The following is a 25,919-nucleotide window of genomic DNA, read 5'->3' as shown; positions in this document are numbered from 1 at the left end:
TTTTCTGTAAAGGGCGGCTCTAATACCTTCTTGCGCCGAGTAATAGCTGTGGGGGCGCCCTAGTATTTGGTAATTATTGTTAATTTGTGTTCACCTGTGGTGCCGCTCGCTTGTGATTACGCGGGCATTTGGGCAATCTTTATGGGTCTTACAATAACGAATCACCGTGCCGTAATTGTTCTTTTAGTCACTTTGTAATATTTAATGGCCCCTTCGTGCGCAGCTAATCGTGCCGATGCTATACCTAATAAGATATATAAAAAGCCACAGGATAATAATATGAAATCCCTGACCATCAGTCTTGGCCTTGTCTTGCTGTGTGTTACCCACTTGAGTTTGGCCAACAATCTTGATCATTTGGTGTTTGAGCCACCACAGTCGATCAAACAAGATAAGCATATTGTTTTAGTCTCGGGCGATGAAGAGTACCGCTCGGAAGAGTGGGCGCCGATGCTGGCTAAGATTTTAAGCCAAACACATGGCTTTAAAACTACTGTGTTATTTGCGATGGATAAAACGCGCGAGATTATCAATCCCAACGAGAATAGCAATATTCCGGGCCTGGCGGCGCTGGATAGCGCCGATTTGTTAATTCTGGGGACACGCTGGCGCAAGCTGCCGGGCGAGCAGTTACAGCCGATTTTGGATTATTTAAATGCGGCTAAGCCGTTAATAGCGATCCGCACCGCGACTCACGCGTTTAATAATGATGACCACTACGGCGGTTACGATTGGCAAAACTTTGGCCTAAATGTTATCGGTGAAAACTGGCTTAATCATCATGGTGAGCACAAGGTGCAGGGCGGTCGCGCGGTGGTTGAACCGGCGCATCGCAATCATCCGATCCTAAATGCGGCGACGGATATTTTTACTCAATCGGACATCTACGGCATCGAGCATCTCGACCAGCAGCAGGCGACTGTATTGTTGCGTGGCGCGGTGACCGAGTCGCTTGCGCGCGATTCAAAACCGCTGTCAGGCGATAAAAACAACCCGATGATGCCGCTGGCGTGGTTGAAGTCTTATACCGCTCCAAATGGCAAAGCCGAGGGTTCGGTGTTTGCCACAACCGCCGGTGCCGCCATTGATTTTGCAGAGCCAGCACTGCGCCGTTTGGTGGTGAATGCCAGTTATTACCTATTGGGTAAAAGCGTGCCGGCGCGTGCCGATGTGACGCCGGTAGATAGGTACGAACCATCGTTCTACGGGTTTCAGGCGCCCGATTATTATCTAGCCCGAGGCTTAAAAGTTGCAGATTTTGCTCTTGGACGGTCGGGCCGCTCAATTGTGACCGCCCCGGCGCTGTCTGCCGCCACCCAATCGCCAGTAAAACCCATTAATTTACGTTTAAACAACAACGACTCGGTTACCTTAATAGGCAATGGCTTGGCCGAGCGGATGCTGCATTACGGCTATTTTGAAAGCGAGCTGTACGCCCGCCATGGACCGCAGGATATTCGTGTTCGCAACTTGGCGCGCCCAGGCATGACTCCGGCATTTCGCCCACACGCTTCGCGCAACTCACAGTGGGCGTTTGCCGGTGGCGAACAACTTAAGCCGGAGTTTGCTCATCACAGTGGTGCGGGCCACTATCCGACACCAGACGAATGGTTGAGTGAGTTTGAGTCGGATGTAGTGTTAGCTTTTTTTGGTTTTAACGAATCGTTTGCCGGTAAAGCCGGTGTTAATGCCTATAAAAAAGAGCTGACGGCATTTGTCGAGCATACGTTGGCGCAGCGCTATAACGGCAACAGTACACCGCGCTTGGTGTTGGTATCTCCCATTGCTTTTCAAAATTTATCCTATGACCATGAGCTACCCGATGGCGTGGATAACAATGCTAATTTAGCTTTGTATACCCAAGTTATGAAAGAGGTGGCCGAGCAAAAGGGCGTCGAGTTTGTCGATGTTTTTAGCGAAACATTACGTTGGTTTAGCACCGGCACCGAGCAACTGACGGTAAACGGCGCCCAGCTAAACGAGCAGGGTTATCGTCGTTTTGGACAGCTGTTAAATACCTTGCTGTTTGGTGCGCCTAGCCAAAAACCGGTTTTAAACCGCGAGTTGGTGGAGTTGGTCAACGACAAAAATTTTCACTGGTTTAATCACTACCAAATGCCCAATGGCGTACATGTGCACGGGCGTCGCTTTGAGCCTTACGGGCCAGACAATTACCCCGATGAATTGTTAAAGTCGCGTCAGTTAAGCGCTAATCGCGAGGCTGAAATTTGGGCGATGTTAAAACAACAGCCGTTTGATCGAGCCCGCGCTGATGCTAACACCGTAGATTTACGAGCGGTTACCACCAACTCGCCACAAAGTGCCGATAGCCCCTACTTGTACGGTCAAGATGCGCTGGACCGATTTATCATGGCCGATGGCTATAAGATCGAGCTGTTCGCCTCGGAGCGGGAGTTTCCCAATTTAGCCAACCCTGTGCAGGTTACGTTTGATGGCAAAGGCCGCCTATGGGTGGCGGTGATGCCCAGTTACCCGCATTACAAAGCGGGCGATGCGCGACCCAACGATAAAATATTAATCTATGAAGATACCGACCACGACGGTAAAGCCGATAAAGAAACGATTTTTGCCGATCATTTACATCTGCCCATTGGCTTTGAGCTAACCCCCGAGGGTGTGTATGTATCGCAAGCCCCTAATTTAGTGTTGCTGCGCGATACTAATGGCGATGATCGTGCCGATACGCGAGACATTATTTTAAGCGGCTTTGATACCCACGATACGCATCATGCGATTAGTGCGTTTAGCCGCGATCCGTTTGGTAATTTAATATTGGCCGAAGGGGTATTTTTACACTCTAATATCGAAACCGCGTACGGCCCTGTGCGGGCGGTCAATGGTGGGTTTTATCGGTTTGAGCCGCGCAGCCAAAAACTCGAGAGAGTGGTGCAAACTCATATTCCCAATCCGTGGGGTATCGCTTTTGACCACTGGGGGCAGGATTTCTTTTTGTCGACCTCGAACCCCGATATGCACTGGATGTTACCGGTCGAGGTTAATACTCATTATGGCGAGCTAACCGTGGGCACCGAATCGCTGGTGCAAGAGAGCCAACGTGTGCGGCCTACATCTGGGTTAATTTTTATCTCCAGTGAACATTTTCCTAACGAGGTGCAAGGGGATTACTTGCTGAATAATAGCATTGGCTTTTTGGGCGCTAAGCAGCACAGTATTGACGATAAAGGGGCCGGTTATAGCAGCTATTTCCGAATGGATCTATATCAGTCGAGCGATCCGAATTTTCGCCCGGTCGATATGGATTTTGCTCCCGACGGTTCGCTCTATGTGGTTGATTGGCACAATCAGCTGATTGGCCATATGCAGCATAATGCCCGCGATCCGTTACGCGACCACGCCCATGGTCGTCTCTATCGGGTGACTTATCCAAAACGATCGCTGGCTAAGGTGGAAGACTTAACCGTGCTCAATGCTGATGCTTTGTGGCAACGACTTACCAGCACCGATTTACATCTTCGTTCACGTATTAAACACGAGCTGCGTAAATTGCCCCAAGCCGAGCTACAGGCCAGCAAAGCACGCTGGTTAAAAAACTTAAAATCTAAAGGGCGCGATGCGGAACCTTTAATGCTTGAGGCCTTGTGGGTTAGTTTTACTGATGCCCCGCAAGATCTGCAACTTGCTCGGCAACTGCTACAGGCGAAATCGTTTCAAGTGCGCGCAGCGGCGGTGCGGGGGTTGCGCTACAACCTAGCTAAATTTAATGATGCGCAAGAGCTGTTGTTGACTGCGGCGGCGGATGAGCATCCGCGTGTCAGGCTAGAGGCGGTAATCGCGGCTTCGTGGCTCGGCGGCGATAACGCGCTTGATATTGTGGTTAACGCGGCCAAGTTGCCGGTTGATCGGTGGGGACGGCAAGCCTACTTACAAGTTGCCAAATATCTAGGCGGTAGTGTTGTATTACCTGAGCCGACCTCACAGGTTGAGGCCAATACAATCGCCCCCGAGCTACAAGCGATGTGGCAGGCTGGGCGAGAGATTTATAACCGCGAGGGTTACTGTGGTACTTGCCATCAAGCCGATGGTAAAGGCTTACCAGCGGCACAGTTTCCGCCATTAGCGGGTGCCGAGTGGGTCACTGGAAACCCTGAACGACTTATTGATATTACCCTGCACGGATTAATTGGACCGATCAACGTTAAAGGCCAAGATTACGCCGGACACGTACCTATGACACAGTTTAAAAACCTGTTAAATGATGATGAGCTAGCGGCGGTGCTCAGCTATGTACGCAATGCTTTTGGCAATAGTGCAACGGCCATTAGTGCCGATCAGGTTGCCAAGGTGCGTGCGGCAACGTCGCAACAAAGCGGATTTTGGCAATCCTCTGAGTTAGAGCAAAAGTATCCAGAATAATCGTTTGCTAAAGAGGGTTATTAATAGGGTTTCTGGCTATCCTAAAAACTCACTTGGGCATATCCCGTGCTGTGATAAAGCACCATTAATACACCTAAAAAGCTCTTAATCTTTATGTTTAATGATAAAGATTAAGAGCTGATTTTATTAAGCGGTTATAACGCCGGCCTTTTTACCTGCGATTAACGGGGAGGCCCACCAGGGATGGCAGATCCGCCAGAGCAATAACCACTGCCATCGCCAGATGCACTGATAGTACCGTCGAGTTGTTGTTGAATATTGGCTGTGCGCACTGCCATAAAGCTCGTTAGCCCATACACTTCTCCGATGTCGCTGGTCAATGATGTATTGAAATTACTCAAGCTAAAAAAAGCGGTTGGATCTGCAGCTACATGATCTCGGATTAAATCGGCAATATTATTAACTCTTGCTCGGAATTCATCGTCAGATAATGAGCTGTTAATAAGCGTTTGAAGGTAATAATGGTAATTGTCGAGATGCTCTTGTTGGGAGAATATCTTAGCAATCAAAGGTCGCTCAGAAAGTGCACCAGAGGTTGGTTCGTCAATGGTTAGATTGCGTAAGTCATTTTGGTTGCAGTCCATTTTAAAGGTTCCAAACGACTCATTAAAATCCCAAGGAAGAATTGAAAAAACACCGTCTAGATTTGAAAGGGCGACACTGACCGCCATATAGCGAAGAATATTGTCCACATTGACCGAGCTGAGATCGTCAGCGTTGTTTAATGTGTCGATAAAATTCATAAAGGCACCGTTGTCACTGGAGTCTTCATTGCTTTTAAGGGATACATCGGTGTAATCATCAAATGCGTCGCTTATCCACTGTAAGTCACTACCAACACCGTCGGGTTTATATAAATCACCGGATGAATTGGCAAAGTTGTCTTCTAGAAACTCACCGTCAATGGCTTCGACCATTAAATATAAGCCGTGCAGCTGACCGTTAATGTATAGGTTAACGTAAGAGTTTTTAGGGCTTGGAATTCCCATTTCTGACATAAGAGCGTAAGCCAACGGCTCACGCATGTAACTTGGGTCTTTATAGGAGTTGTGTAGAGTAAACTTTTTAAGTCCTAAAAGTTTTTGGTCATCGACATATTCATTTAAATCGATTTTAAAGCTATAGCGTTCACTGCCCATTTGGTAAACACCGGACAAGCTAGAGTTGCCTTTTGTACGTATGGCTACTTTATCGAGTGTTACACCTTTAAAGGCAATGCTGGCGGGGTGATATTCTTCATCTAAAGCGTTTTGCAGTAAATCGCTCCATTCACTTTCATCGATGTCGATATAAATAGACTCTACCACGCTAGTATCAAACACGGTAACAGCTTGATTGGTTGCACCTAGTGTGGGTGTTAAGGTGTCGGCTGTCCAGCTAGCATCAGATGTTAATCCGTAGCTATAACCCTTTATTACATCGCTATCGTCCCAGTCTATATAATCGATCACTTCATCGTTTAGTCGTAAGCTCAGCTCGTCGCTATTACCTAAGTTAAAAGGTACATAATTAATGTCTAGACTATCTTTGGTGGCATAAATAACTATAAATTCACCTGCGGGTAAAATAATATCTGGCAAGCTTACGGCTTCAATATCGTCACTTTCGTCAATAATGCTGTAGTCGGCAAGGGATATAGAGTTGCTGGTATTGTTGTATAGCTCAAACCAGTCATCGCCATCGGATACATCATTGGCGACCACTTCATTAATTAACAATTGATTCTTTTCGGCGATAACATTAGTTTCTAATGCAGTTGGTACTAGGGTAAAAGAGGCATCGCTGCCATCGGGATAGCGGCCATAGCTGTAATTAATAAGTGCTTGCTCTTTTTTCCAAGATAACTGATCAATAAGATCGTCATTTAGGTATAAATTTACAGTGTCACTAGAGCCCAGACCAAAAGCGACTGATTCAATATTTTCAACTGTATCTTTACTGGCCGCTAAACGATAATACTCACCGGGATTAAGAGTGATAGCGGGAAGGCTCTGTAGAGCAGAATCTTCATCACTTAAGCTGTAATCGCCAAGAAAAACGCTATCATCCCCGTTAACATATAATTCAATCCAGTCGTATTCACCATCAGCACTTTTTGCCACTATTTCATTAATTCTTAATTTTGCATTTTCATTAACAATGGTATCTGTCGGTGTACTATCGCTATCATCCTCCGCAGCGTTGGTCTCTTCCGGGGTTGGTGTTAAGGTTTGCGGCTCACCTAAGCCATTGGGCAGGCGACCATAGCTATTGCCTTCGGCGGCTTCGCCATCAGTCCAGCTAATGGTGTCCACAATTTCAGCGTTGTTGTATAGGGTAACTGAATCTTCGGAACCTAATTTAAAGGTTACATAGTAGCCTGTAGCTGTTGCGGCATCTTCCTCATCAATGGCTTCTAACCATAAGTATTCGCCACTGGAGATTGATATGGCGGGTAAGGCCTGTGGGGTATGCTCAAGATCATTATCAACAATAGTGTATGTTGTTAAATCTACAGTGCCTTCTGTTACATAAAGCTCAATCCAATCATTTCCTCCGTCGGCGGCCTTGGCCACTATCTCATTAATAACAATCGTACCAGTCTCAGTACTGCTGTCAGTGCCAACTTCAACTTCGGACTCAAGGGTGTTGTCTGCGCTGCCGCCACAGCCCACCAGTAGTGCGGTGAGTGTTATGGCCGTCGTAAGACGAGGGGAAAAGTGATTTAACATAGGGTATCTCGCTGTATTATCGAAAATACCAAATCAGACGCGATCGATTTGATACACACATAAGAAATGTAAACCTCAAATGTGTGTAAAGTGTGCAGTTATGATGGGGAAAGTATGGATTTTCTGTATTTGAGACTGTCGGCTTGGCTATCGGGTAATGCTAGTTGACGAAGATTAGAGGCAGCCATTAACTAGAGTGCGATTAATCAGGTTACGATTTTAAACCGTATTACATAACTTGATATAGTCGGGCGTAGCTTTAAGGTGCTGTAAGCGGTTTGCTAAATCTAATGAATAAAAATATTACGGGAGTTTGCAATCATGAAATCACATTATCTTGTCTTTGCGTATCGGTGTTTTTTACTTAGCATGCTTGCGGTCATAACGCCTGTCTTTGCAAATCAAGCCCCGCCGTATTTAAGCGAATTACTTGGGCAATTACCCTCAAGCGCCGACCCCAAGGTTATTTATGGTGGAGATTCTCTTGGTAAGGCTGAACAGCTGGGTATGCTTGTCTCTGGCACTGATGCTTTACAGGCGAATAAATGGCTTGCTATCGATCACCCGCTGTTTTCACGTTTTTTACGTATTAAGACGAAACAGGGGGCGGTCAACTCTTGGGACGTGACGCTGCAGACGGGTAAAAATACTCAGCCAGTAAAAAAGGGCGATTGGGTGCTGGCAAGTTTGTATTTACGAGCGGCCCCCGGCAGTGGTAAAGCAAAGGTGTCCGGTTATCTAGAGCGTAATCAGCCCACGTGGCACTCAATAGCAGATGTGAGTACTAATGTTACTGAGCACTGGCGTCAAGTGATTGCTCTTGGACAGGCAGAGGCAGATTACCCCGTTGGAAATTTGGGTTTAAGTCTGCATCTGGCGTTAGGGGAGCAAACCTTAGATGTTGCTGGTGTGACGGTGCTGCGTTTAGCGTCTGACACGGTGACCGAGCAGCTGCCAGCCACGTCACTATCTTATGATGGAATGGATAAAAATGCCCTGTGGCGTGAAACTGCTAAAAAAATGATCGAAAAAAATCGCACTGCGAGTGTAACTCTACAGCTATTAACGGCCAATGGAGCACCGTTTGCAGGACACGACGTGACAATCGAACAACTAGATCACGATTACCAGTTTGGCACTTTTATCAGTTCATTATTGATACAAAAAACAGACGAGGCCGAGCGCTATAGAGAGTGGCTGAAAGAGTATTTTAATGTCGCGACAACCCCTATTTATTGGGCCGATTGGGGGTGGGCAAACAGTGAGCGACGCGCCGAGTACGAGGCTATGGCGAGCTATTTTCAGCGCAATAATATACCCACCCGTGGCCACGTTTTACTGTATCCGGGGTTTAGTTTTAGCCCGCAAGAGTTGCTGGTATTAAAAGATGACCGTGCCGCCTTTATTGCCCGTGTAAATAAACATATCGATGAGGTGATTCCATTTTTAAAGCGTTACGGCATTAAAGAGCTGGACGTGATTAACGAGCTGCGCCACGAACAAGATTGGACTGATATTGTCGGGTTGGAGACCGTGGCTGATTGGTATAAGCGGGTGCACGCGCAATACCCAGAGGCGCTGCTGTATATTAATGAAAACTCGATTTTAACCGATGGCGGGGCTAATCAGAATCAGCAAGATCATTACTATCAAACCATTAAAAAGCTGCAAGCTTTAGGTGCACCGATCCACGGTATAGGCTTGCAGGGGCATTTTAGCTCGCTGGTAACGCCACCAGAGAAGCTCTGGCCAATTCTCGATCGATTTGCTGAGTTTGGTTTGCCGTTGCGCATTACAGAATACGATTTAAACACCCGAGATAAAGCCGGCCAGGCTCAGTATGACCGTGATTTTTATACGGCTGTATTTGCTCATCCGGCCACTGTGGGTATTACTCGTTGGGGCTTTTATCAGCCGCAGATGTGGCAGCCCTTGGGGGCGTTAATTGATGCCCAAGGCGAGCCTAAACCCAATGCTTTAGCGCAGCAAAAGCTGCTAAAGCATACTTGGCATACCCACGAGCAGCGTACTAGTGATACTGCGGGTAAGGTGAATTTACAAGGATTTTATGGCCGCTACCGCTTAAGTTATAAGCTCGATGGCACTGTGCAGTCGCAAGAGTTTACCGTTAGTCGTGAGGTTGCCGGGGCTTTAATACCAATAGTTTTGCAGCGCTGAGTGAACCCTGTATTATTACTGCGAGCTATCTTATAGTTCATATCAAGCCGTCAGGTGAGGGCGGCTGAGCCGTAGCTGGGCAGCCCTGAACGACTCAGTTGCTCTGATAGGTGTCTAACTGGCTGGCGATCAGAGTGATTAATGGGCGTAAGTCGGTTAAATATCAGACATTAGTATCAATGTTATAACTTAAAAATTTACGATGTATCAATGGAAGATTCGTATATGCAATCGAATATCCCCGCTAAAAGAGTATTTAAAACCCCTATAGTCGTACCATTCTCCATAATCATGGTTGTCGTGATTTATGCTGGGTATATCTATGTTTCTGCCACAGGTGAAGAGTCAGAATTCCTTTCTTATCTTAAAAACATATCCTTTCAAGTGTTTTTTCTGTGTGAACTGGGTATGGTTTGCCTTATTTTTTACAACAAAAAGCAATTGGAGGATTTCTGGTGTAGGTTTTCATCCATCGATAGCCGGCATAGCTTAGAGTGCTTAAAGCCGATTGTGCGTACCAATATGTACTCATCACTATTTATGCTTGTTTTTTTAGGCCTGGGCTCGTTAACGGCGATCATGTCGATACTGAATTTTGGTTTGATAAAGTCCGTGGTGGTGGGCGTGTTGTCGGTAGTGACGGCAATACTAATACAGTGGTATAACCCTAGCGAACAAAAAATAAAGCATATTAAGTGTAGTAACGAATCATTGGCGCAAGAGTTAGATGATATTTTGCAGTGCTGGATGCATAAGCCACTGCCGAATTTTTAGAAGTAATTTAAAGTGATAGCCTTTGATAATAAATATTACGAAAGCATTGATTTAATTGATGAATATACCTTGTATATAAAGCCATCACCTTGGTTGATTCATTAAATAGTTATTGTATTTTTTAGATATAAGGATATTGTTTATGTATACCAACGAGGATCTTAACTTTGCGATAGATCAAGGAATATTTTCTAAAGAGTCTGTTAGTGAGTTTAGACTAAGATTAGAAAATCATAAAAAAACACGATTTGTCGATGAAGAGAATTTTAGGCTAATAAATAGTTTTAATGATATTTTTGTGGTTATTGCATGCGGATTGTTGCTGTTTTCTACGTTGTGGGTGGCACGAAGTGTTAATGATAGCTTTGGTATCTTTGCGTTCTTTGTTTTGTCTTGGTGCTTGTCCGAATTTTTTACCTTAAAAAGAAAGATGGCATTACCTTCTATTTCTTTGTTGTTAGCATTTGTTGGTGGTGTTTTTGTTTTTTTTCTTGATTTATACGATGATGGGTCAGAGATATCTTTTGTGATGGCTGCAGCTGCGGCATCGGTGTCAGCTTATCTTCATTGGCGGCGATTTGGTGTGCCTATCACTATTGCTGCTGGGACCGCGGCAATAGTGAGTTTAGCCGCCTCAGTGGAGCTAACTATACACCCTGACGGGAAGACTTATTTACTGCCAATATTGTTCATATGTGGAGTGGTAACATTTGTCTTTGCTATGCATTGGGATTCATCTGACCGGGCGCGTACAACCAATAAATCAGATGTGGCATTTTGGCTTCATCTTCTTGCGGCGCCTCTTATTATTCATCCAGTATTTTCAAGTTTAGGTATTTTTGATGGTAGTGAATCAGTCTTCGGAATGCTTCTTGTCATTATTCTTTATGCACTAATGACACTGTTGTCAATTACTGTCGATCGCCGTGCCTTTATGGTTTCATCGCTTGTCTATGTTGTGTTTGCAATATCAAACATATTAAGAGAGATTGGCGGCTTAAATTATAGTTTTGCCTTAACCGGAATGCTGATTGGTAGTGGACTTTTGATCTTATCCGTTTATTGGCAAGAGGTGCGTGCAGCAATCATTACTAGATTGCCTGAGACCATACAAAAGTATGTGCCGGAACTTCATTCACGCAGGGTTCAAAGTGGCTCTTAGACCAGCTAATACTAGATGCGTCCGGCGACATATTTATTTAATAATAGATGTGAGAGAAGAATTTTTTCTAAGAAGGTAGTTATTGATAGAGGTTTTAGTTAGATTTTGGGCATAACGCCCCAATCGATCAGTGTATTAAATAATCTGAACCGCAGATTCTTATAGGCTTGTCTGTTTTATGTTGTTTCTTGCTTAGTATTATGCTGCTTGTTCGCGATTAGATTTCGAGTAAGCAGCATGCATAATCTTAGATGGGTTACACTCTTTAGCCATTTTTGCTTTGCGTACCAGCTGAATAAACTCGATGCGGTAGCCATAAGATCGTCGCCTTTGCTGGCTTGCGCCATGGCGATAATGTCGTTCTAGTTTTACCCCTGCAATAAGCGCAACGGTCAGTTTAGTTTTACTCAATGGGTTTTAGCCGTGTCTTGGCCGGCGCTTGGTGTTTGCATATTAGGTACCCAATCCCACCATTCATGCTGGCCATCAGTGCGCTCTTCTTGAGTGCGGTGTATATCCCAGGTTACTAAGTAATCGGGATTTTCGATATCGACGCCACTGGGCGCATGGCTAAAACGGCCCGCAGGCGCGTTAAACCAAGCGGACAAATTAGGTGGAAGAATAAAATCAGCCTGCTGTACTTTTGAGTCTGAATGCTGCAGTTGCACAGTAATCCCCAGTTCTTTGTCAACTTGAATTACACGCCCACAGCACTGCGACTGCTTGAGCAACGAGCCATCAGTTTCGAAGTAGGAGAGGCCGATGAGGCAAGTCTTTCCGATCAGTGATTCTAGATCCATTGGGGTTCTCAGTTTGATTGTAAGTTCAGGTTGAAGTTAACGGCTCACAGAACAAGCCAGTAGGCTTTCTATATCTGTGAACTGATTCTCCTGCGCACGGAATGCGGCCCTTAATGCCGCAACGGCGCAACGCCCACTTGAGGCATGTTGGCTAAGCCTATGTCGCGCGCGTGTTCTTCGAAGCCTTTGTTTTTCCAAAAGAAGGCTCCAGGCATGGTGGTAGGTATTACCAGCACATAAAACAAGGCGCGTCCCACTAGAGAGGTGGCAACCAATAAGCCCCCCGCAAAGCACCAGCCGACTAGTGCATAAATGTTGTCCAGACGCCAGATCGCCAAAGCGATTAACAGGCCGATGACTAAGCACAGATTGAGTGCTAGCAGTACATTGCGTGCGACAAAGGTTTTGCCAAAAGTGGTGGATTGAATGTAATAAGACGCACCACCCTCGTGTTCGGCACTGCTCATTGCTTTGCTGTGGGCAACATGACCGATGGCTTCAATCAGTAATCCGAGCGCCATCAAGCCACCACACAATAACAGCGCAATAGTATAATTCGCTCCGCTAAAGGCGAGGGTGGGTACCATAACCACACCTGCCACTAAACCGCCTAACGACAGCATGTTGCCGAAGAACGCACTGCCCACTTGCCAGTGATTCCAGAACGGGCGCGCTTCGATACGGTAACAACGGTTCATGTAGTAGAGGCCTACAAGGCTTGCGGGAATGGCAAAATAACCAAAACCTGTGGCCCAGCTTTGCGCATGTGTTGGTGTGATTAGGGCGCTAATATCGGCCCCCAAGAGCCCTGTGTAAAGGCTTTGGAACAGGCTGTTAGCAGGCAGGCTAAATAGAATGTGAAAACCTAAACCGGCCATGTATAAGGCGATACCTAAACCTTCTCGGCACACAGGTGAATGGCGCAAATTATTAAAGCCTCGATAAAAGCGGTGCGGTTTGCCCAAGTGCATCGTTGACATAAATAAACCAAAGCCCACCAATAAAAAGCTCAGAATCGCCAGTGGTGCGTACAGGGCTGATTGCTGAAAGGTGACGAATGGATTAATACTGGCTTGCGCAGCTAAAAAGCTTAAGGCGAAGGCGCCAATAGATGCCTGTGCGCACAAGGTAAATAGCACTAAAGGGTTTTCTCGCGAACTTAAGCGCGCCAAGTTCCAGTGTTTGGTTTTGCCCACTTTCTGATCGATGGCAGGCTTGTAGCGCCCATTCTCATCTTTGTGATATTTCAGCGGCATAGAATCTGTGCGTTTCATTTCATCGGGTAGCTGATTAATCTGTTGGAAGCGCACGTTCGGATGAGTAATTTCCGAGCTGGGAAAACCGGGGATGTCGGTGAGTGCTTGCTCGCGGTTGTCGGGTACGTTTTCAATAACGCCGAAATCCAAGGCATTGCCAACACAGGCGGAAACACAGGACGGCTTTAAACCTACCTCGAGGCGATCTACACACATGTTGCACTTAGAGACTTGACCTTTCACAGGGTCCAGCTGAGGCGCATTGTAAGGGCAAACCCAGGTGCAGTAGCCGCAACCGAAGCAGGTTTCGGGGTCTTGTAATACCGCACCGTACTCTACGTGTTTGGTGTAGGCGCGGGTTGGGCAGCCTTTCAAACATACGGGGTTATCGCAGTGGTTACAAGCCATGGAGATGTTCATACGCTTATAGTCGGGAAAGCTTCCTCCCTCCACATAACCCACAGAGCGAAAGGCTAAATGCGCGGGAGTTTCATTTTTTTCTGCACAGGCTGCTTCACAAGCATGGCAACCAATACAGTTGTCGGCGGTAAAATAAAAACCGTGCTGTTTGTTGCGGTTAGGGTTGGTGCCCACCGCTGGATTTTCATTGATATAGAGTGAACGGCCTACGGGTAATGTATGTTCGGTTAAATCGATTAGATCGATTTTTTGCCCGTAGCGGTTCGACTCTTCTATTTCTTTGTCGGGTAAGTATGCGTAGGGCTGCTCCTCAGTGCGAATTTCCCAAATCATAGTGCCCGCTCTTCCTGCGCTTTCATTGCCTTCGGTTGGAGTTTGATTGTCTTCCGGAAGTTCGCTGCCGGACAATGTTCCCATCTGACTTTGTTTTCTGTCTTTTAACATATCTGTGCCTAAGCTTGGGTTCAGATTGTACTGTTGGTTCGGTCTTTTCTCGTGGGTCGAATTAAAAGGTTCGACGCTCGAGGTTTAGGCGGCCAGCCTCGTTTTGATCGACTTTTTCGACTCTCACCGCATTTTGTTTAAATGCAGGTTGACGTGAATAGGGGTCGAGCAAGCCGAGGGTTAAGCGGTTGACGCAGTCGTGAAAATGAAACGGAATAAATAGCATGTCACGCCCAACACGGTGAGTCAGCTGTACCATCACCACAGCATCGCCGCGACGGCTGAGTAGGCGTACGTAAGATTGGTGTTCGATACCTAATTCAGCCGCCGCATCTGGGTTCATCTCCATGTAGGGTGTTGGGCTGAATTTATTCAGGTTGCCAATTTTTCCGGTTCGGGTTCGAGTGTGAAAATGTTCTACCACACGGCCTGAGTTGAGCCAGAATGGGTAGTCGTCATCTGGACACTCGTTGTTATTAACAAAATCGACGCAAATTAAATTGGCGCGACCCGATGGCGTTTGAAATACGCCATCGGCGTAGAGGCGCTGACTACCCTTAAATTCCATGCGAGTTTTATTGTCAGTGGCAATGACGGTGCCCAAGAGTGTTTCATCGGCGGCGGCATCGGCTTCTGTGTAGGGCCATTGAATACCACGTGCGGCTTCAATCTTATCCCAGGTCATTCCCGATATGTCGAGTGTTCGGCCTGCGCCTTTAGACAACTCGCGCATTTCATTAAAAGCCGCTTCAGCGGTTTCCGGGAAGTTCAGTTTATTGCGGTCTTCAAAACGTTTAGACATTTCTTTGAATATCCAGAAGTCGGGCTTTGAGTCTTTGTACGCCGGTAATACGTTACGGGTTAAATTTACTCGACGCTCAGTATTGGTATGACAGCCTTCTTTTTCTGCCCACACTGCAGCGGGTAGGAATACGTGTGAATACTTATTGGTCTCTACATCCTCGTAGATATCTTGCACCACTAAAAAATCCAACATCTCCATCGCTTTACGAATGCGTGGTTGATTGGGCATAGAGGTCATGGGGTTGGTGGCTACTAACCACAAGCCTTTAATTTGTCCCGATTCGATGGCGGGAAAGATATCGGTTTGCGCCAAGCCACGTTTAGGTGGGAAAAACGATTCGTCAATCCCCCAGAAATTGGAGATGTGTTTACGATCTTGCTCTTTTTCCAGGTAACGGTAACCGGGAAGCCCAGAACAAGACGACCACTCGCGCGTTCCCATGGCGTTGCATTGGCCGGTAATCGACAAACTCGTACCACCTAATATTCCGATGTTTCCGGTAATTAAATTCAAATTGTTGATGTTGGACACGCCGTCTGAGCCGTGGGTAGATTGATTAATCCCCATGGTCCAAATGCTCATGGCGCTACTGGCTTTTGCGTAAACTCGGGCCACATGACGGATGCGGTCTTCGTCGATGCCGCAAATATGTTGTGCCTGTTTGGGATCGTATTTGCTCTTAACAAGCTCGCGTAAATCATCGATACCTTGGGTATGCTTGGCGATATATTCGTCGTCGGCTAAACCCTCTTTGAAAATAACGTGCATCATTGCGTTGATTAACACGGTATCGGTTCCGGGTGTAATCGGTAGATGAATATCGGCAAATTGCGCCAGCATAGTGACGCGTGGGTCTACCACAATTAATGGGAAGTGACGCTTTTCGCGCGCTTCTTTTAAGCGCCAGTAAATAATCGGGTGTTGTTCCGGTAAATTCGATCCGAAAGCCATTAAGCAGCCGGTGTGTTCGAAATCCTCATAGCAACCCGGTGGGCCGTCTGAGCCGAACGATCGCTTGTAGCCCGATACTGCAGAGGCCATGCAAAGCGTAGTGTTTCCATCGTAATTGTTGGTGCCTATTTGGCCTCGTACCAATTTACCGAGAGCATAAAATTCTTCGGTTAATAACTGGCCGGTTGACACAATGGCGAAGCTATCGCGACCGTACTTGGTTTGAATTTGTTTGATCTTTTCAGCGGTCTTATCCAATGCGGCATCCCAGCTTGTCGCTGCAAAAGGCAGGTGGGATTTATCGCGCATCAGTGGAACGGTGCCGCGTCCAGGAGAGTTAAAAAGGTCGTGTTCGAGTATGCCTTTAATGCAGAGTTTCCCACGGTTGACGTCGGCGCCGGCATGACCGCGGCTGGTGATAACCTTACCCTCTTCACTAACACCTAGCTCGATGGAGCAGCCGGTGGAGCAATAGTTACAGGTGGCGTACTTCCACTCCTTGACGGGTTTGGCTGGAATGCTAATAGGTTTACGATTTTTACGACCAAAAATCATGCGGCTTCCTATGGTTTAGTGCTACTCAATGAGGAGTAGAAAATTGGAACTCCTAGACATGGAGCAATTAGTGAACCAACTTGGCGAGCACATAAAAATTTTATCAAGTTGCATAACTTTTACGTATTTACCTCCATTCCGTAATACTTATCACCCTGTAGGATCGGAAAATTTGTGATTTTTTTATGATTGTTAAACATTACGGTATTCGTGGAGGGTTTTTTTGGCACCAACACTGTGCGTGTCGTGTTTTTCTGGTGCGATTTGGGTTGGCCTGCTGCCTCTTTGTTGTGCGTGTTGCGCGGAAAGAGTGCGAGTTTTTTCGTCTTGAGGTGAATTTATTCTGTGTGTACTTATTTTTTCTAATAGTCTTTCTTCTATATGATTTTGTAAAAAAATTAATAATAACGGGTGTTTTTTTAAAAAATTAACGTTTTATTTTTATTGGCATCGTCCTTGCTCTATCTCAATCTAAATTCATTAGTGCTTGAGTCGGATAAGGCTTAGCCTAACGACACTGAGTGGAGCCAGCTATTATGCCAACCAACCCTGCGACAAGGACCCATTTTTTTTCACGCTTAAAACCGCGTAATAGTGCGAATATTGGACGAGTATCATTAGTTGGGGCAGGGCCTGGCGATGCAGATTTGTTGACGGTGAAAGCCCTTCGCACACTGCAGCAAGCGGATGTTATTTTTTATGATCGCTTGGTCAGCGAAGATATTCGAGCTTTATTTCCTATTCGTACACCTGCGATTTATGTGGGTAAAGCCAAAGACCGTCACTCCATTCCTCAGCAAGATTTAAATTCTCTTCTGGTAGAAACCGCGCAACTTGGGTTGCATGTGTGTCGACTGAAAGGTGGTGACGCTTTTGTGTTTGGTCGTGGAGGAGAAGAAATGTTGGAGCTTAAATCGGCCGGTATTGCTGTAGATGTAGTGCCGGGCATTACGGCTGGTGCAGGTGCAACGGCCTATGCAGGTATTCCCTTAACCCATCGTGGTATCGCTCAAGGTGTTAGCTTTGTTACAGCGCAAGGGGAAAAAGAGCTACTGATTAACTGGTCGTCACTGGCACACAGTGGTCATACCTTGGTGTTTTACATGGGCTTGGGCTCGGCATCCTCTATCGCCAGAGAATTACAGAATGCGGGGCTTAGCGCTTGTACCCCTGCGGCTATTATCGAAAAAGGTTGCTCTGCCCAGCAACGGGTTTTTACCGAGAGCCTTTCTAAGTTGCCGGGACTGGTCGAGCGTCACAGTATCGAGTCGCCGGCGCTAATTGTTGTCGGCGAGGTTGTGCGTTTGCGCGAACAGCTGCAGTGGCTTGATCAGATAGCTAGCCCCGAGCTGGAGGAAATTTACCCCGAAGTGGCAACCTCTGTTACCGGTACTGTGGTGTCGAGTATTTCAAGATCCAGTAATAAAAATTCCCTTTGGAAGAAATTGTCAGCCTGACGTGAGGAAAAAATATGAGTAAGCAGCGAATAGTAGTCGTTGGCAATGGCATGGTCGGTCACAAATTTATTGATAATCTGGTGACCTCCGAACACGCAAGCCGCTATCAAGTAATCACCTTTTCCGAAGAACCTAGGCTGGCCTATGATCGCGTGCAATTGTCTAAATATTTCGCGGGTTCCACGGCAGAAGATTTAGCGTTAACCACAGAATCTTACTATCAAGACAAGGGGGTGAACTATGTTCTATCCGATAAGGTAGTTGATCTGGATTTTGACAACAAAGAGGTCGTTACCGCCAGTGGTCGTCGCGAAGCCTATGATCAGTTAGTGCTAGCAACGGGTTCCTTTCCTTTTGTGCCCCCCATTGCTGGAAACGATCAGCCACATTGTTTGGTTTATCGCACTATTGAAGATCTCGAAGCCATTACTGCGTCGGCACAACAATCTAAAGTGGGGGTTGTAGTGGGCGGAGGGCTCTTAGGCCTCGAAGCTGCGAATGCGCTCAAACAGGCAGGCCTAGAAACCCATGTAGTTGAATTTGCACCGCGTTTAATGGCGGTACAGCTAGACGAAGGTGGCGGTAAATTACTGCGCAGTAATATTGAAGCTCTCGGTGTTCGCGTGCACACACAAAAAGCAACCACGGCTATTGTTGCCGGGGAACAGTACCGTTATCGCATGAATTTTTCCGATGGCAGCCATCTTGAAACGGACATGATTTTATTTTCCGCGGGTATTCGTCCGCAAGACGAATTAGCACGAAAGTGCGGTATTGATCTAGGCGAGCGTGGTGGTGTCGTGGTTGATAATCACTGCCAAACTTCAGTTAAAAATGTCTATGCCATTGGCGAATGTGCTCTTTGGGATGGTCGCATTTATGGTTTAGTGGCGCCTGGCTATGAAATGGCCAAGGTTGCACTGTCACACATTACCGGTGGTGATCAGCAATTTACCGGTGCCGATATGAGCACCAAATTAAAACTACTCGGTGTTGATGTGGCATCGGTGGGTGATGCCCATGGCAATACACCAGGTTGTAAAAGTTATACTTACAGTAACGATGTGGATGAGGTGTATAAACGCATTATTGTGTCGGCGGACAATACCCGTTTGTTGGGTGCTGTGTTAGTCGGTGATGCTGACGGCTACGGCATCTTGCAGCAACTTTGCGTTAATAAAATGGATTTACCGGACGATCCCAATGCGTTGATTTTACCATCGATAGATGCCTCCGGCGCGATGATGGGTTTGGATTCTCTACCCGATACCGCTCAAATTTGTTCCTGCATGGATGTCTCCAAAGGCGCTATTTGTTGTGCTGTGCAAAATGGATCACAAACTATGGCCGAGATCAAAGCCGAGACGCTGGCGTCAACCAGTTGCGGTGGTTGTACGGCATTGGTCAAACAAGTGTTAGACGCCGAGCTTACTAATTTAGGTGTTGAAGTTAAAAATGATATTTGCGAGCACTTTGCTTATTCGCGCCAGCAGTTGTCGGACATAGTGCGTGTCACTAAAGTGCGCAGCTTTGAAGTGTTGCTGGATAGTCATGGCAAGGGTCATGGTTGTGAAATTTGTAAACCCACAGTGGGTTCAATACTGGCATCTTTTTGGAATGATTATATTTTAGAAGACGCACACATTGGCCTGCAGGATAGCAACGATATTTTCTTGGGTAATTTGCAAAAAGACGGAACTTACTCGGTGGTGCCACGCGTTGCCGCGGGTGAAATTACGCCTGATAAACTTATAGTGCTAGGTGAGGTGGCCAAGCAGTTTCATTTATATACCAAAGTTACCGGTGGCCAACGTATCGATTTGTTTGGCGCACAATTGAATGATTTGCCTCATATTTGGCGAATACTCGTGGATGCCGGTTTTGAGACCGGTCACGCCTACGGAAAATCTGTGCGCACGGTGAAGTCTTGTGTGGGGTCTACCTGGTGTCGCTATGGCGTCGATGATTCAGTTGGTTTGGCCATAGAAATTGAAGATAGATACAAAGGTCTTCGTTCTCCACACAAACTGAAATTTGCTGTATCGGGTTGTACGCGTGAATGCGCTGAAGCGCAGAGTAAAGATGTGGGTATTATTGCCACGGAAAAAGGTTGGAATCTTTATGTTTGCGGTAATGGTGGAATGCGCCCACGTCATGCCGACTTGTTTGCGACGGGATTGGATAAAAAAACCTTAATCAAGTATGTCGATCGTTTTTTGATGTTCTATGTGCGCACGGCAGATCGCTTACAGCGCACCAGCGTGTGGCTGGAAAACTTAGAAGGTGGTTTGGAATATTTGAGAAAGGTTGTTATCGAAGACTCCTTGTCTATTGGTGTTGAGCTAGAAGCTGAAATGGCGCATAACATTAGTAATTATCAGTGCGAATGGAAAACCACCATCGAAAACCCAGAGAGGCTAAAACGTTTCAGCCACTTCATTAACACCGATACTCGCGATAGTAACCTCGCCTATGTTGTAGAGCGTAATCAAATTCGCCCCGCTAATGAGCAGGAGCGGATTGCGGTAGTAGAGGTAATTGAGCCTTTAATGGCTTAACGGTAAGGGTTCATTAATTGACATGTTAGCAGTGTCAACGGTGATGCTGCTCTCACACAATGAGAAGATATTATGACAAAGCAATGGCAAACAGTGTGTAAAGTTGAAGATGTCACTCCCGGCACTGGCGTATGTGCCTTGATTGCAGGTAAGCAGGTGGCTATTTTTCGCACATTAAAAGAGAAAAAATTATTTGCACTAGATAACTTTGATCCATTCGGTAAGGCCAATGTGCTTTCTCGTGGTATTCAAGGTTCAATTGGTGATGATCTAGTCGTTGCATCACCCTTGTACAAACAGCACTTTGTCTTGTCCACTGGAAAGTGTTTGGAAGAAGATGTCACCATCCCTGTTTACCATGTGCGTGAAGTCGATGGTGTAGTGGAGGTGGCAGCTTAGTTTCATTTTTTTTCAAATTATTAGTGAATCTTCTTGTTGTGTAAGATTATTTATTCAGATGTTTACGGTTTTACATAAGGAGATAGGTTCTTACTGTACGCTAACTGTAATATTTTGTTGAACATTTAAAAGTCAGTGTGGCCTTGGCTCATACATTATTAAAAATTATATACATTTTATTTCAATCGCTTCAGGGAGTAGATATGAGCATAACTCGGTCTTTTAACTTGTTTTCTTTTTCAGGAAAAATGAAAATATTGCATCTTAGTTGGATGGCATTCTTTATTACTTTTGTGGTGTGGTTTAACTTTGCACCCATGCTGCAAGCTGTTGCGGCTTCTTTAGGTTTAGATAAATCGCAAATTAAGACTCTTTTGATTTTGAATGTTGCGCTCACCATTCCTGCCCGCGTTGTTATTGGTATGCTTACCGATCGCTTCGGCCCTAAAATGGTCTACTCGGGTTTGTTGGCGTTGTGTTCCATTCCGTGTTTTATGTTCGCTTTAGCCGATACCTTTTTGCAGGCAGCTGTTGCTCGTTTCGCACTTGGTTTTATTGGTGCCGGTTTTGTTATCGGTATTCGCTTGGTGAGTGAGTGGTTTCCAGCCAACGAGCTGGGTACCGCAGAGGGTATCTATGGCGGTTGGGGTAATTTTGGCTCTGCTGCCGCCGCATTCACACTGCCAACTATCGCTGTATTGTTTGGTGGCGATGACGGTTGGCGCTATGCCATTGGTATAACCGGTTTAATGAGTTTACTCTTTTCTGCGGTGTTTTATTTTAATGTTAGCGATACACCCAAGGGGTCTACGTATTTCAAACCGAAAAATGTTGGTGCTATTGAAGTCACCAGTAAAGGCGACTTTTTCTTACTGATATTAATGAAAGTCCCTATGTATGCAGCGCTCGCATTGCTAACATGGAAGTTGTCGCCTGCGGGTGTGTCAATGTTGTCCGAAACCATCGCAATGATTTGCTATGCCGGCTTAGTGGTATTGTTTGTTTACGATCTGACCCACGTTTGGAAAGTCAACAAGAATATTTTTGTTGAACCCGTGCCAGAAATGCATCGCTATAAATTTAAGCAAGTGGTGGTGCTGAATATTTTATCCTTCGCCACATTCGGTTCTGAGTTAGCCGTAATCTCTATGCTGCCGTTATTTTTTTCCGATACCTTTGCCTTAACTCCAGTGATGGCCGGTATGGTTGCCTCAGCCTATGCCTTTATGAATTTAATGTCGCGCCCAGGAGGTGGTTGGCTTTCAGATCGCTTCGGGCGAAAATCCACTTTGCTGATTTTAACCGCAGGCTTAGCTATTGGTTATGTTGTCATGGGTATGGTCGATTCGGGCTGGCCTTTAGTGATGGCCGTTATTGCGGCTATGGCTTGTTCGTTTTTTGTGCAGGCTGGTGAGGGCGCCGTGTTTGCCGTAGTGCCATTGATTAAGCGTCGATTAACCGGCCAAATTGCCGGTATGACAGGGGCTTATGGCAATGTTGGTGCCGTGGTTTATTTAACGGTGTTAAGTTTTGTCGATTATTCAACCTTCTTCTACGTGATTGCTGGTACTGCCGTGGTGGGTTTTATCACCTTGCTCTTTATGGAGGAGCCCAAAGGCCATATTACCGAGGTTAGAGAAGATGGCTCGGTGGAGTTAATTACCGTAAGCTAACGTCTTTAGGCGGGGCTAGCTCCGCCGTTTTTTAGTTCTGTGTAAATGTCCAGTTTAGGCTTAAATTTACATATAGAGTTAGACGGTAGGGCCTAAAGGTGAGAGTTGATTGTCTATGAATAGTCACGGAGTTGAACTCGAGGATAGCGCATTAGCGGGCAAGAAGTCGTTAAAGCTGAGTTTTGGCGGCAGTTCGTGCACCGGTAAAAAAGCTGAAAATCAAGATGCTTTCGCAGCACACCTTCCCAGCGGTTCTGCGCGTTTTCTAAAAGGCGGTCTTGCCTGTATTGCTGATGGTGTGAGTTGCAGTGAAAATTCGCAGCAGGCGAGCTCTACCAGTGTCACTTTGTTTATTGAAGATTATTTTTCTACACCCGACACTTGGCCGGTAAAAATGGCGGCGGCACGGGTTTTGTCGTCGTTGAATTCGTGGCTTTATCACCATGGGCAGCAAGGTCATGCACGGCATAACGGCTTAGTCACTACTTTCAGTGGCGTGATTTTTAAATCCAATACCGCACATTTTTTTCATGTGGGTGATAGTCGTATATATATTTTAAGGCAGGGCACGTTACAACAAATAACCCGCGACCACTGTCATCAACAGGCTGGCCGAAAAACCTTCCTAACGCGTGCACTCGGCATGGATTCTTGTCTCGAGGTAGACTATCAGGCAGAGGATATTGCTCTAGGCGATATCATTTTGTTAACCACTGATGGTATTCACGAGTGGTTAACGGAGTGCGAGATGGTCGATATTATCGGCGACCACCAAGGTCAACTCGAACAAGCGACTGCGGCATTATCAAGCGCTGCGTTGGCCAATGGCAGCGATGATAACCTCACTTGTCTTTTGGTTACTGTTGATGAATTGCCGCTGGCCGAAATCGATGAGGTGCATCGCAGCCTAACTCAACTCGTTATCCCTCCAGTATTGCAGGAAGGGCAAAAAATTGATCATTATGAGGTGCAGCTAGTCATACATTCCGGTACGCGATCGCACTTATATTTGGTTAAAGACATTCATAATGATCAGTTACAGGTGTTAAAGGCGCCGTCGGAGAATTTCAAAGATGATGTGCAATATTTAGAGGGTTTTATTCGCGAACAATGGGTGGGGCGGCGTTTGAATCATTCCGGGGTTATGAAAATATTGCCGCGGCCGGAAAATAGCCCGTTTCTCTATCACGTGTGTGAGTATATCGAAGGCATTACCTTGCGTCAGTGGATTTACGACAATCCCAAACCAGATTTAAAGCCTGTACGCGATATGCTCGATAAAATCATCAAAAGCCTGCGCGCATTTCAGCGTCTGGGTATGATTCATCGCGATTTAAAACCTGAAAATATTATGATAGATAAACGTGGTCGGCCAATTATTATTGATTTTGGTACGGTGTTTGTTGCTGGCCTAGGTGAAATATCTACGCCATTGATGGAGCATGTTCCGGTGGGTTCGGTAGATTATATTGCACCAGAATATTTGTTGGGCGAGCCGGCAACGGATAGATCGGATATTTTTTCGTTGGCGGTTATCGCTTATGAAATCATTTGTGGAAAATTACCTTTTGATATCTCCGATATGCAAAGAAATCCTCCAACAAAATTTGAAGCTTGGCAATACCAAAGCATACGAAAATACCGTAAAGATGTACCCGTTTGGATTGATTTGGCTTTGCGTAAAGCCCTGTCGCCAAGGCCAAGATTTCGCTATCCTGCTTACTCAGAATTTATTCACGATTTGTTGCAGCCAAATGCCCAGTTAATGAAGCGGTTTAAGTCGGCACCATTGCTTGAGCGAAATCCTATGGCGTTCTGGAAGTTTCTCTGCGGGCTGTTGTTTGCCGTTATCTGTTTTCAGTATTTCTGGTTTTTTTCTTAAATTTTCTCGGCGAATTATTTATTGTTATACATACTGTTTGTTTAGCTTTTACAAAGGCTATTTTTCACGGTCAGGGATTCGTATAAATCCAGATGTTTTTACATTTAGGTGTTTTTTAATATTAGGGATGTACGCAAGTCTAATATTAATTCTGAGTAAAAGGCTTATAACGGCTGGCGGCTAAGCCGGCCCAAATCTCTTGGTTGGCTTCGATGGCGAGCGTGCCTAAATGAAAAATCTTTTCCGGCTGCGGTATAGGCTTTGTTCGAGGGGTTAGTTGATCTTGCACGCATTGGAGAAATTGCCCCGTGAGACGAATTCTTGCTTGCAGGACTGGCATTAGGCGGGTTCTCTCTTCTCTTTCTGCAAGCTTAATCAATTGGCGCTGGGTTTCTACTAAAGTTAGATGGGCTTGCTTGCTGAGTTGGGTGACGCGAGGATTACAGCTGTTAACGATAGTAGGTTCAGAGCTTTGTGTCGATGCATAACTTGATAACCCGCGCAGTTGACCAAGCCCTTCAATGTGCGAGGGGATGTCGCGAAATAAAAATTCTTCGATATCCTTGTGCGATGGTGAGGCCTGACTTTCTACGTAGCGCCACAACATACGATGGCACTGTTCGATGAGAAAATTGTGTATTTCAAAGTTGCTTAAGGCATTGTCCTGGCGCCAATAGCGTCGTGTATTTTCCCACTCTCCGGTAATTAATGTCCATTGCATTGGATCGGTTTGAATGGCTTGGTCGGAAATTTTTGCGATTAATGTATCTATCTGCGGGTATAGGCTCGCCGCGTGTTTATGTAGACTTTCAACGCCACCTAGGGCTGCAAGGCTGGCTCCTCGGTGCATTTGAAATAGTCCGATAAGCTCGGCAAAAAGTGCCAGACTCGGGTCAAGTTGTGTTGTTTGACGGGGTAGGGTGCGCTCTATGCGGGCATCGGCATTCACGATAGTACCTTTTGAACAGCCAGTTAATGTATACATTATCCAATGCAAGCCATATACCAAGTCTGTAAGGCTAAAGTCCAGTAATTTCGCCTATTGCGATACCCACGCTGCGCAGTGTTGGTGCGCCTTGCGAAAGGTTGCGTCAAGCTAATGCGCACAGCTATGAATACGCATTATGCTTAATTGAGTTTGTTCGGCTGGCAGGCTCACCCCTAGTTGGTTGAGTTCATCCATTAGCGTTAAATAACCCGAGAAGTTTTTACTATCGAATAACAAACCAAGGTGTAGCCCAGCGAGTGACTAAGCAAGTATATCTAGATGTTTTTTCTGAAGATAAGGTTATTTTCCTGTCATTTCAAAAGCTTATAAAAAACACTACTCTCTTTAGCTTTGTTGGTTGAGTTTAATAGTAGTGATTTTAAAAAATGATGCTTGTAAAAACTATCTGTTTGAACCCTTGTCGGGTTGAGGTGGTGGTTTCTTTTTGATGCTTAATGGTGTGCATAAGCCTTCTAGATTCATGTTGCAT

Annotated in this window: 15 protein-coding genes; 9 read left to right on the top strand and 6 right to left on the bottom strand. The window is 45.9% G+C overall.

Features of this window, described 5'->3' with window-relative positions; genetic code table 11:
• The first annotated feature begins 279 nt into the window (after positions 1–279).
• Entirely contained in the window at positions 280–4,395 is a 4,116-nt protein-coding gene (locus tag GILYN3_RS07820; RefSeq protein WP_049722322.1) for a PVC-type heme-binding CxxCH protein, read from the top strand.
• 182 nt (positions 4,396–4,577) lie between these two features.
• On the opposite strand, the gene GILYN3_RS07815 is transcribed toward GILYN3_RS07820, so the two are convergent.
• Positions 4,578–7,127, bottom strand: a complete 2,550-nt coding sequence (locus GILYN3_RS07815; RefSeq protein WP_049722321.1) for a CotH kinase family protein — start codon at positions 7,125–7,127, stop codon at positions 4,578–4,580.
• 321 nt (positions 7,128–7,448) lie between these two features.
• On the opposite strand from GILYN3_RS07815, the gene GILYN3_RS07810 reads away from it, so the two are divergent.
• From GILYN3_RS07810 to GILYN3_RS07800, 3 genes are all read left to right on the top strand, one after another.
• Entirely contained in the window at positions 7,449–9,305 is a 1,857-nt protein-coding gene (locus GILYN3_RS07810) for an endo-1,4-beta-xylanase (protein ID WP_084005194.1), read from the top strand.
• A gap of 210 nt (positions 9,306–9,515) precedes the next feature.
• Positions 9,516–10,079: a hypothetical protein gene (locus GILYN3_RS07805; protein WP_157484875.1), complete on the top strand. Its 564-nt coding sequence runs from the start codon at positions 9,516–9,518 to the stop codon at positions 10,077–10,079.
• A gap of 142 nt (positions 10,080–10,221) precedes the next feature.
• The gene (locus tag GILYN3_RS07800; protein WP_049722318.1) at positions 10,222–11,241 is read left to right on the top strand and encodes a hypothetical protein; all 1,020 of its coding nucleotides are present in this window, start codon (positions 10,222–10,224) and stop codon (positions 11,239–11,241) included.
• Between the two features lie 198 nt (positions 11,242–11,439).
• Here the strand turns inward: GILYN3_RS07800 and GILYN3_RS07795 are convergent, their stop codons facing one another.
• From GILYN3_RS07795 to GILYN3_RS07780, 4 genes are all read right to left on the bottom strand, one after another.
• Positions 11,440–11,652, bottom strand: coding sequence for a hypothetical protein (locus GILYN3_RS07795; RefSeq protein ID WP_049722317.1), 213 nt, complete (start codon positions 11,650–11,652; stop codon positions 11,440–11,442).
• Positions 11,649–11,909 carry a hypothetical protein gene (locus GILYN3_RS07790; RefSeq protein ID WP_157484874.1) on the bottom strand — a complete coding sequence of 87 codons (261 nt, stop codon included), beginning with the start codon at positions 11,907–11,909 and terminating at the stop codon, positions 11,649–11,651. The genes GILYN3_RS07795 and GILYN3_RS07790 overlap by 4 nt, the downstream gene beginning before the upstream one ends.
• A gap of 242 nt (positions 11,910–12,151) precedes the next feature.
• Positions 12,152–14,161: a DmsC/YnfH family molybdoenzyme membrane anchor subunit gene (locus tag GILYN3_RS07785; RefSeq protein WP_049722315.1), complete on the bottom strand. Its 2,010-nt coding sequence runs from the start codon at positions 14,159–14,161 to the stop codon at positions 12,152–12,154.
• A 61-nt stretch (positions 14,162–14,222) separates the two neighbouring features.
• Entirely contained in the window at positions 14,223–16,472 is a 2,250-nt protein-coding gene (locus GILYN3_RS07780; RefSeq protein ID WP_049722314.1) for a molybdopterin oxidoreductase family protein, read from the bottom strand.
• Positions 16,473–17,008: 536 nt separating this feature from the next.
• Between GILYN3_RS07780 and cobA the strand changes: the two genes are divergently transcribed.
• The 5 genes from cobA to GILYN3_RS07755 all read left to right on the top strand — a co-directional run bounded on the left by cobA (position 17,009) and on the right by GILYN3_RS07755 (position 24,441).
• Entirely contained in the window at positions 17,009–17,929 is a 921-nt protein-coding gene (cobA, locus tag GILYN3_RS07775; protein ID WP_084005192.1) for a uroporphyrinogen-III C-methyltransferase, read from the top strand.
• Between the two features lie 14 nt (positions 17,930–17,943).
• Positions 17,944–20,487, top strand: a complete 2,544-nt coding sequence (gene nirB / locus GILYN3_RS07770; protein WP_049722313.1) for a nitrite reductase large subunit NirB — start codon at positions 17,944–17,946, stop codon at positions 20,485–20,487.
• Positions 20,488–20,559: 72 nt separating this feature from the next.
• Positions 20,560–20,886: a nitrite reductase small subunit NirD gene (gene nirD, locus GILYN3_RS07765; protein WP_049722312.1), complete on the top strand. Its 327-nt coding sequence runs from the start codon at positions 20,560–20,562 to the stop codon at positions 20,884–20,886.
• 203 nt (positions 20,887–21,089) lie between these two features.
• Positions 21,090–22,559, top strand: a complete 1,470-nt coding sequence (locus tag GILYN3_RS07760; RefSeq protein WP_049722311.1) for a NarK family nitrate/nitrite MFS transporter — start codon at positions 21,090–21,092, stop codon at positions 22,557–22,559.
• Between the two features lie 115 nt (positions 22,560–22,674).
• The gene (locus GILYN3_RS07755; protein ID WP_049722310.1) at positions 22,675–24,441 is read left to right on the top strand and encodes a bifunctional protein-serine/threonine kinase/phosphatase; all 1,767 of its coding nucleotides are present in this window, start codon (positions 22,675–22,677) and stop codon (positions 24,439–24,441) included.
• 145 nt (positions 24,442–24,586) lie between these two features.
• On the opposite strand, the gene GILYN3_RS07750 is transcribed toward GILYN3_RS07755, so the two are convergent.
• The gene (locus GILYN3_RS07750) at positions 24,587–25,390 is read right to left on the bottom strand and encodes a hypothetical protein (RefSeq protein WP_049722309.1); all 804 of its coding nucleotides are present in this window, start codon (positions 25,388–25,390) and stop codon (positions 24,587–24,589) included.
• Positions 25,391–25,919 lie beyond the last annotated feature (529 nt).

The sequence above is a fragment of the Gilvimarinus polysaccharolyticus genome (assembly GCF_001187555.1).
Classification (GTDB): Bacteria; Pseudomonadota; Gammaproteobacteria; order Pseudomonadales; family Cellvibrionaceae; genus Gilvimarinus; species Gilvimarinus polysaccharolyticus.
The sequence above is the reverse complement of the archived record's forward strand: the minus strand, read 5'-3'. Positions and strand labels throughout refer to the sequence as shown.

Excerpts from the sequence above, each read along its gene's own strand:
- cobA (WP_084005192.1), top strand. The coding sequence starts at position 17,009 with ATGCCAACCAACCCTGCGACAAGGACCCATTTTTTTTCACGCTTAAAA.
- GILYN3_RS07820 (WP_049722322.1), top strand. The coding sequence starts at position 280 with ATGAAATCCCTGACCATCAGTCTTGGCCTTGTCTTGCTGTGTGTTACC.
- GILYN3_RS07785 (WP_049722315.1), bottom strand. The coding sequence starts at position 14,161 with ATGTTAAAAGACAGAAAACAAAGTCAGATGGGAACATTGTCCGGCAGC.
- GILYN3_RS07810 (WP_084005194.1), top strand. The coding sequence starts at position 7,449 with ATGAAATCACATTATCTTGTCTTTGCGTATCGGTGTTTTTTACTTAGC.
- GILYN3_RS07805 (WP_157484875.1), top strand. The coding sequence starts at position 9,516 with ATGGAAGATTCGTATATGCAATCGAATATCCCCGCTAAAAGAGTATTT.
- nirD (WP_049722312.1), top strand. The coding sequence starts at position 20,560 with ATGACAAAGCAATGGCAAACAGTGTGTAAAGTTGAAGATGTCACTCCC.
- GILYN3_RS07755 (WP_049722310.1), top strand. The coding sequence starts at position 22,675 with ATGAATAGTCACGGAGTTGAACTCGAGGATAGCGCATTAGCGGGCAAG.
- GILYN3_RS07800 (WP_049722318.1), top strand. The coding sequence starts at position 10,222 with ATGTATACCAACGAGGATCTTAACTTTGCGATAGATCAAGGAATATTT.
- GILYN3_RS07780 (WP_049722314.1), bottom strand. The coding sequence starts at position 16,472 with ATGATTTTTGGTCGTAAAAATCGTAAACCTATTAGCATTCCAGCCAAA.
- GILYN3_RS07815 (WP_049722321.1), bottom strand. The coding sequence starts at position 7,127 with ATGTTAAATCACTTTTCCCCTCGTCTTACGACGGCCATAACACTCACC.
- nirB (WP_049722313.1), top strand. The coding sequence starts at position 17,944 with ATGAGTAAGCAGCGAATAGTAGTCGTTGGCAATGGCATGGTCGGTCAC.
- GILYN3_RS07760 (WP_049722311.1), top strand. The coding sequence starts at position 21,090 with ATGAGCATAACTCGGTCTTTTAACTTGTTTTCTTTTTCAGGAAAAATG.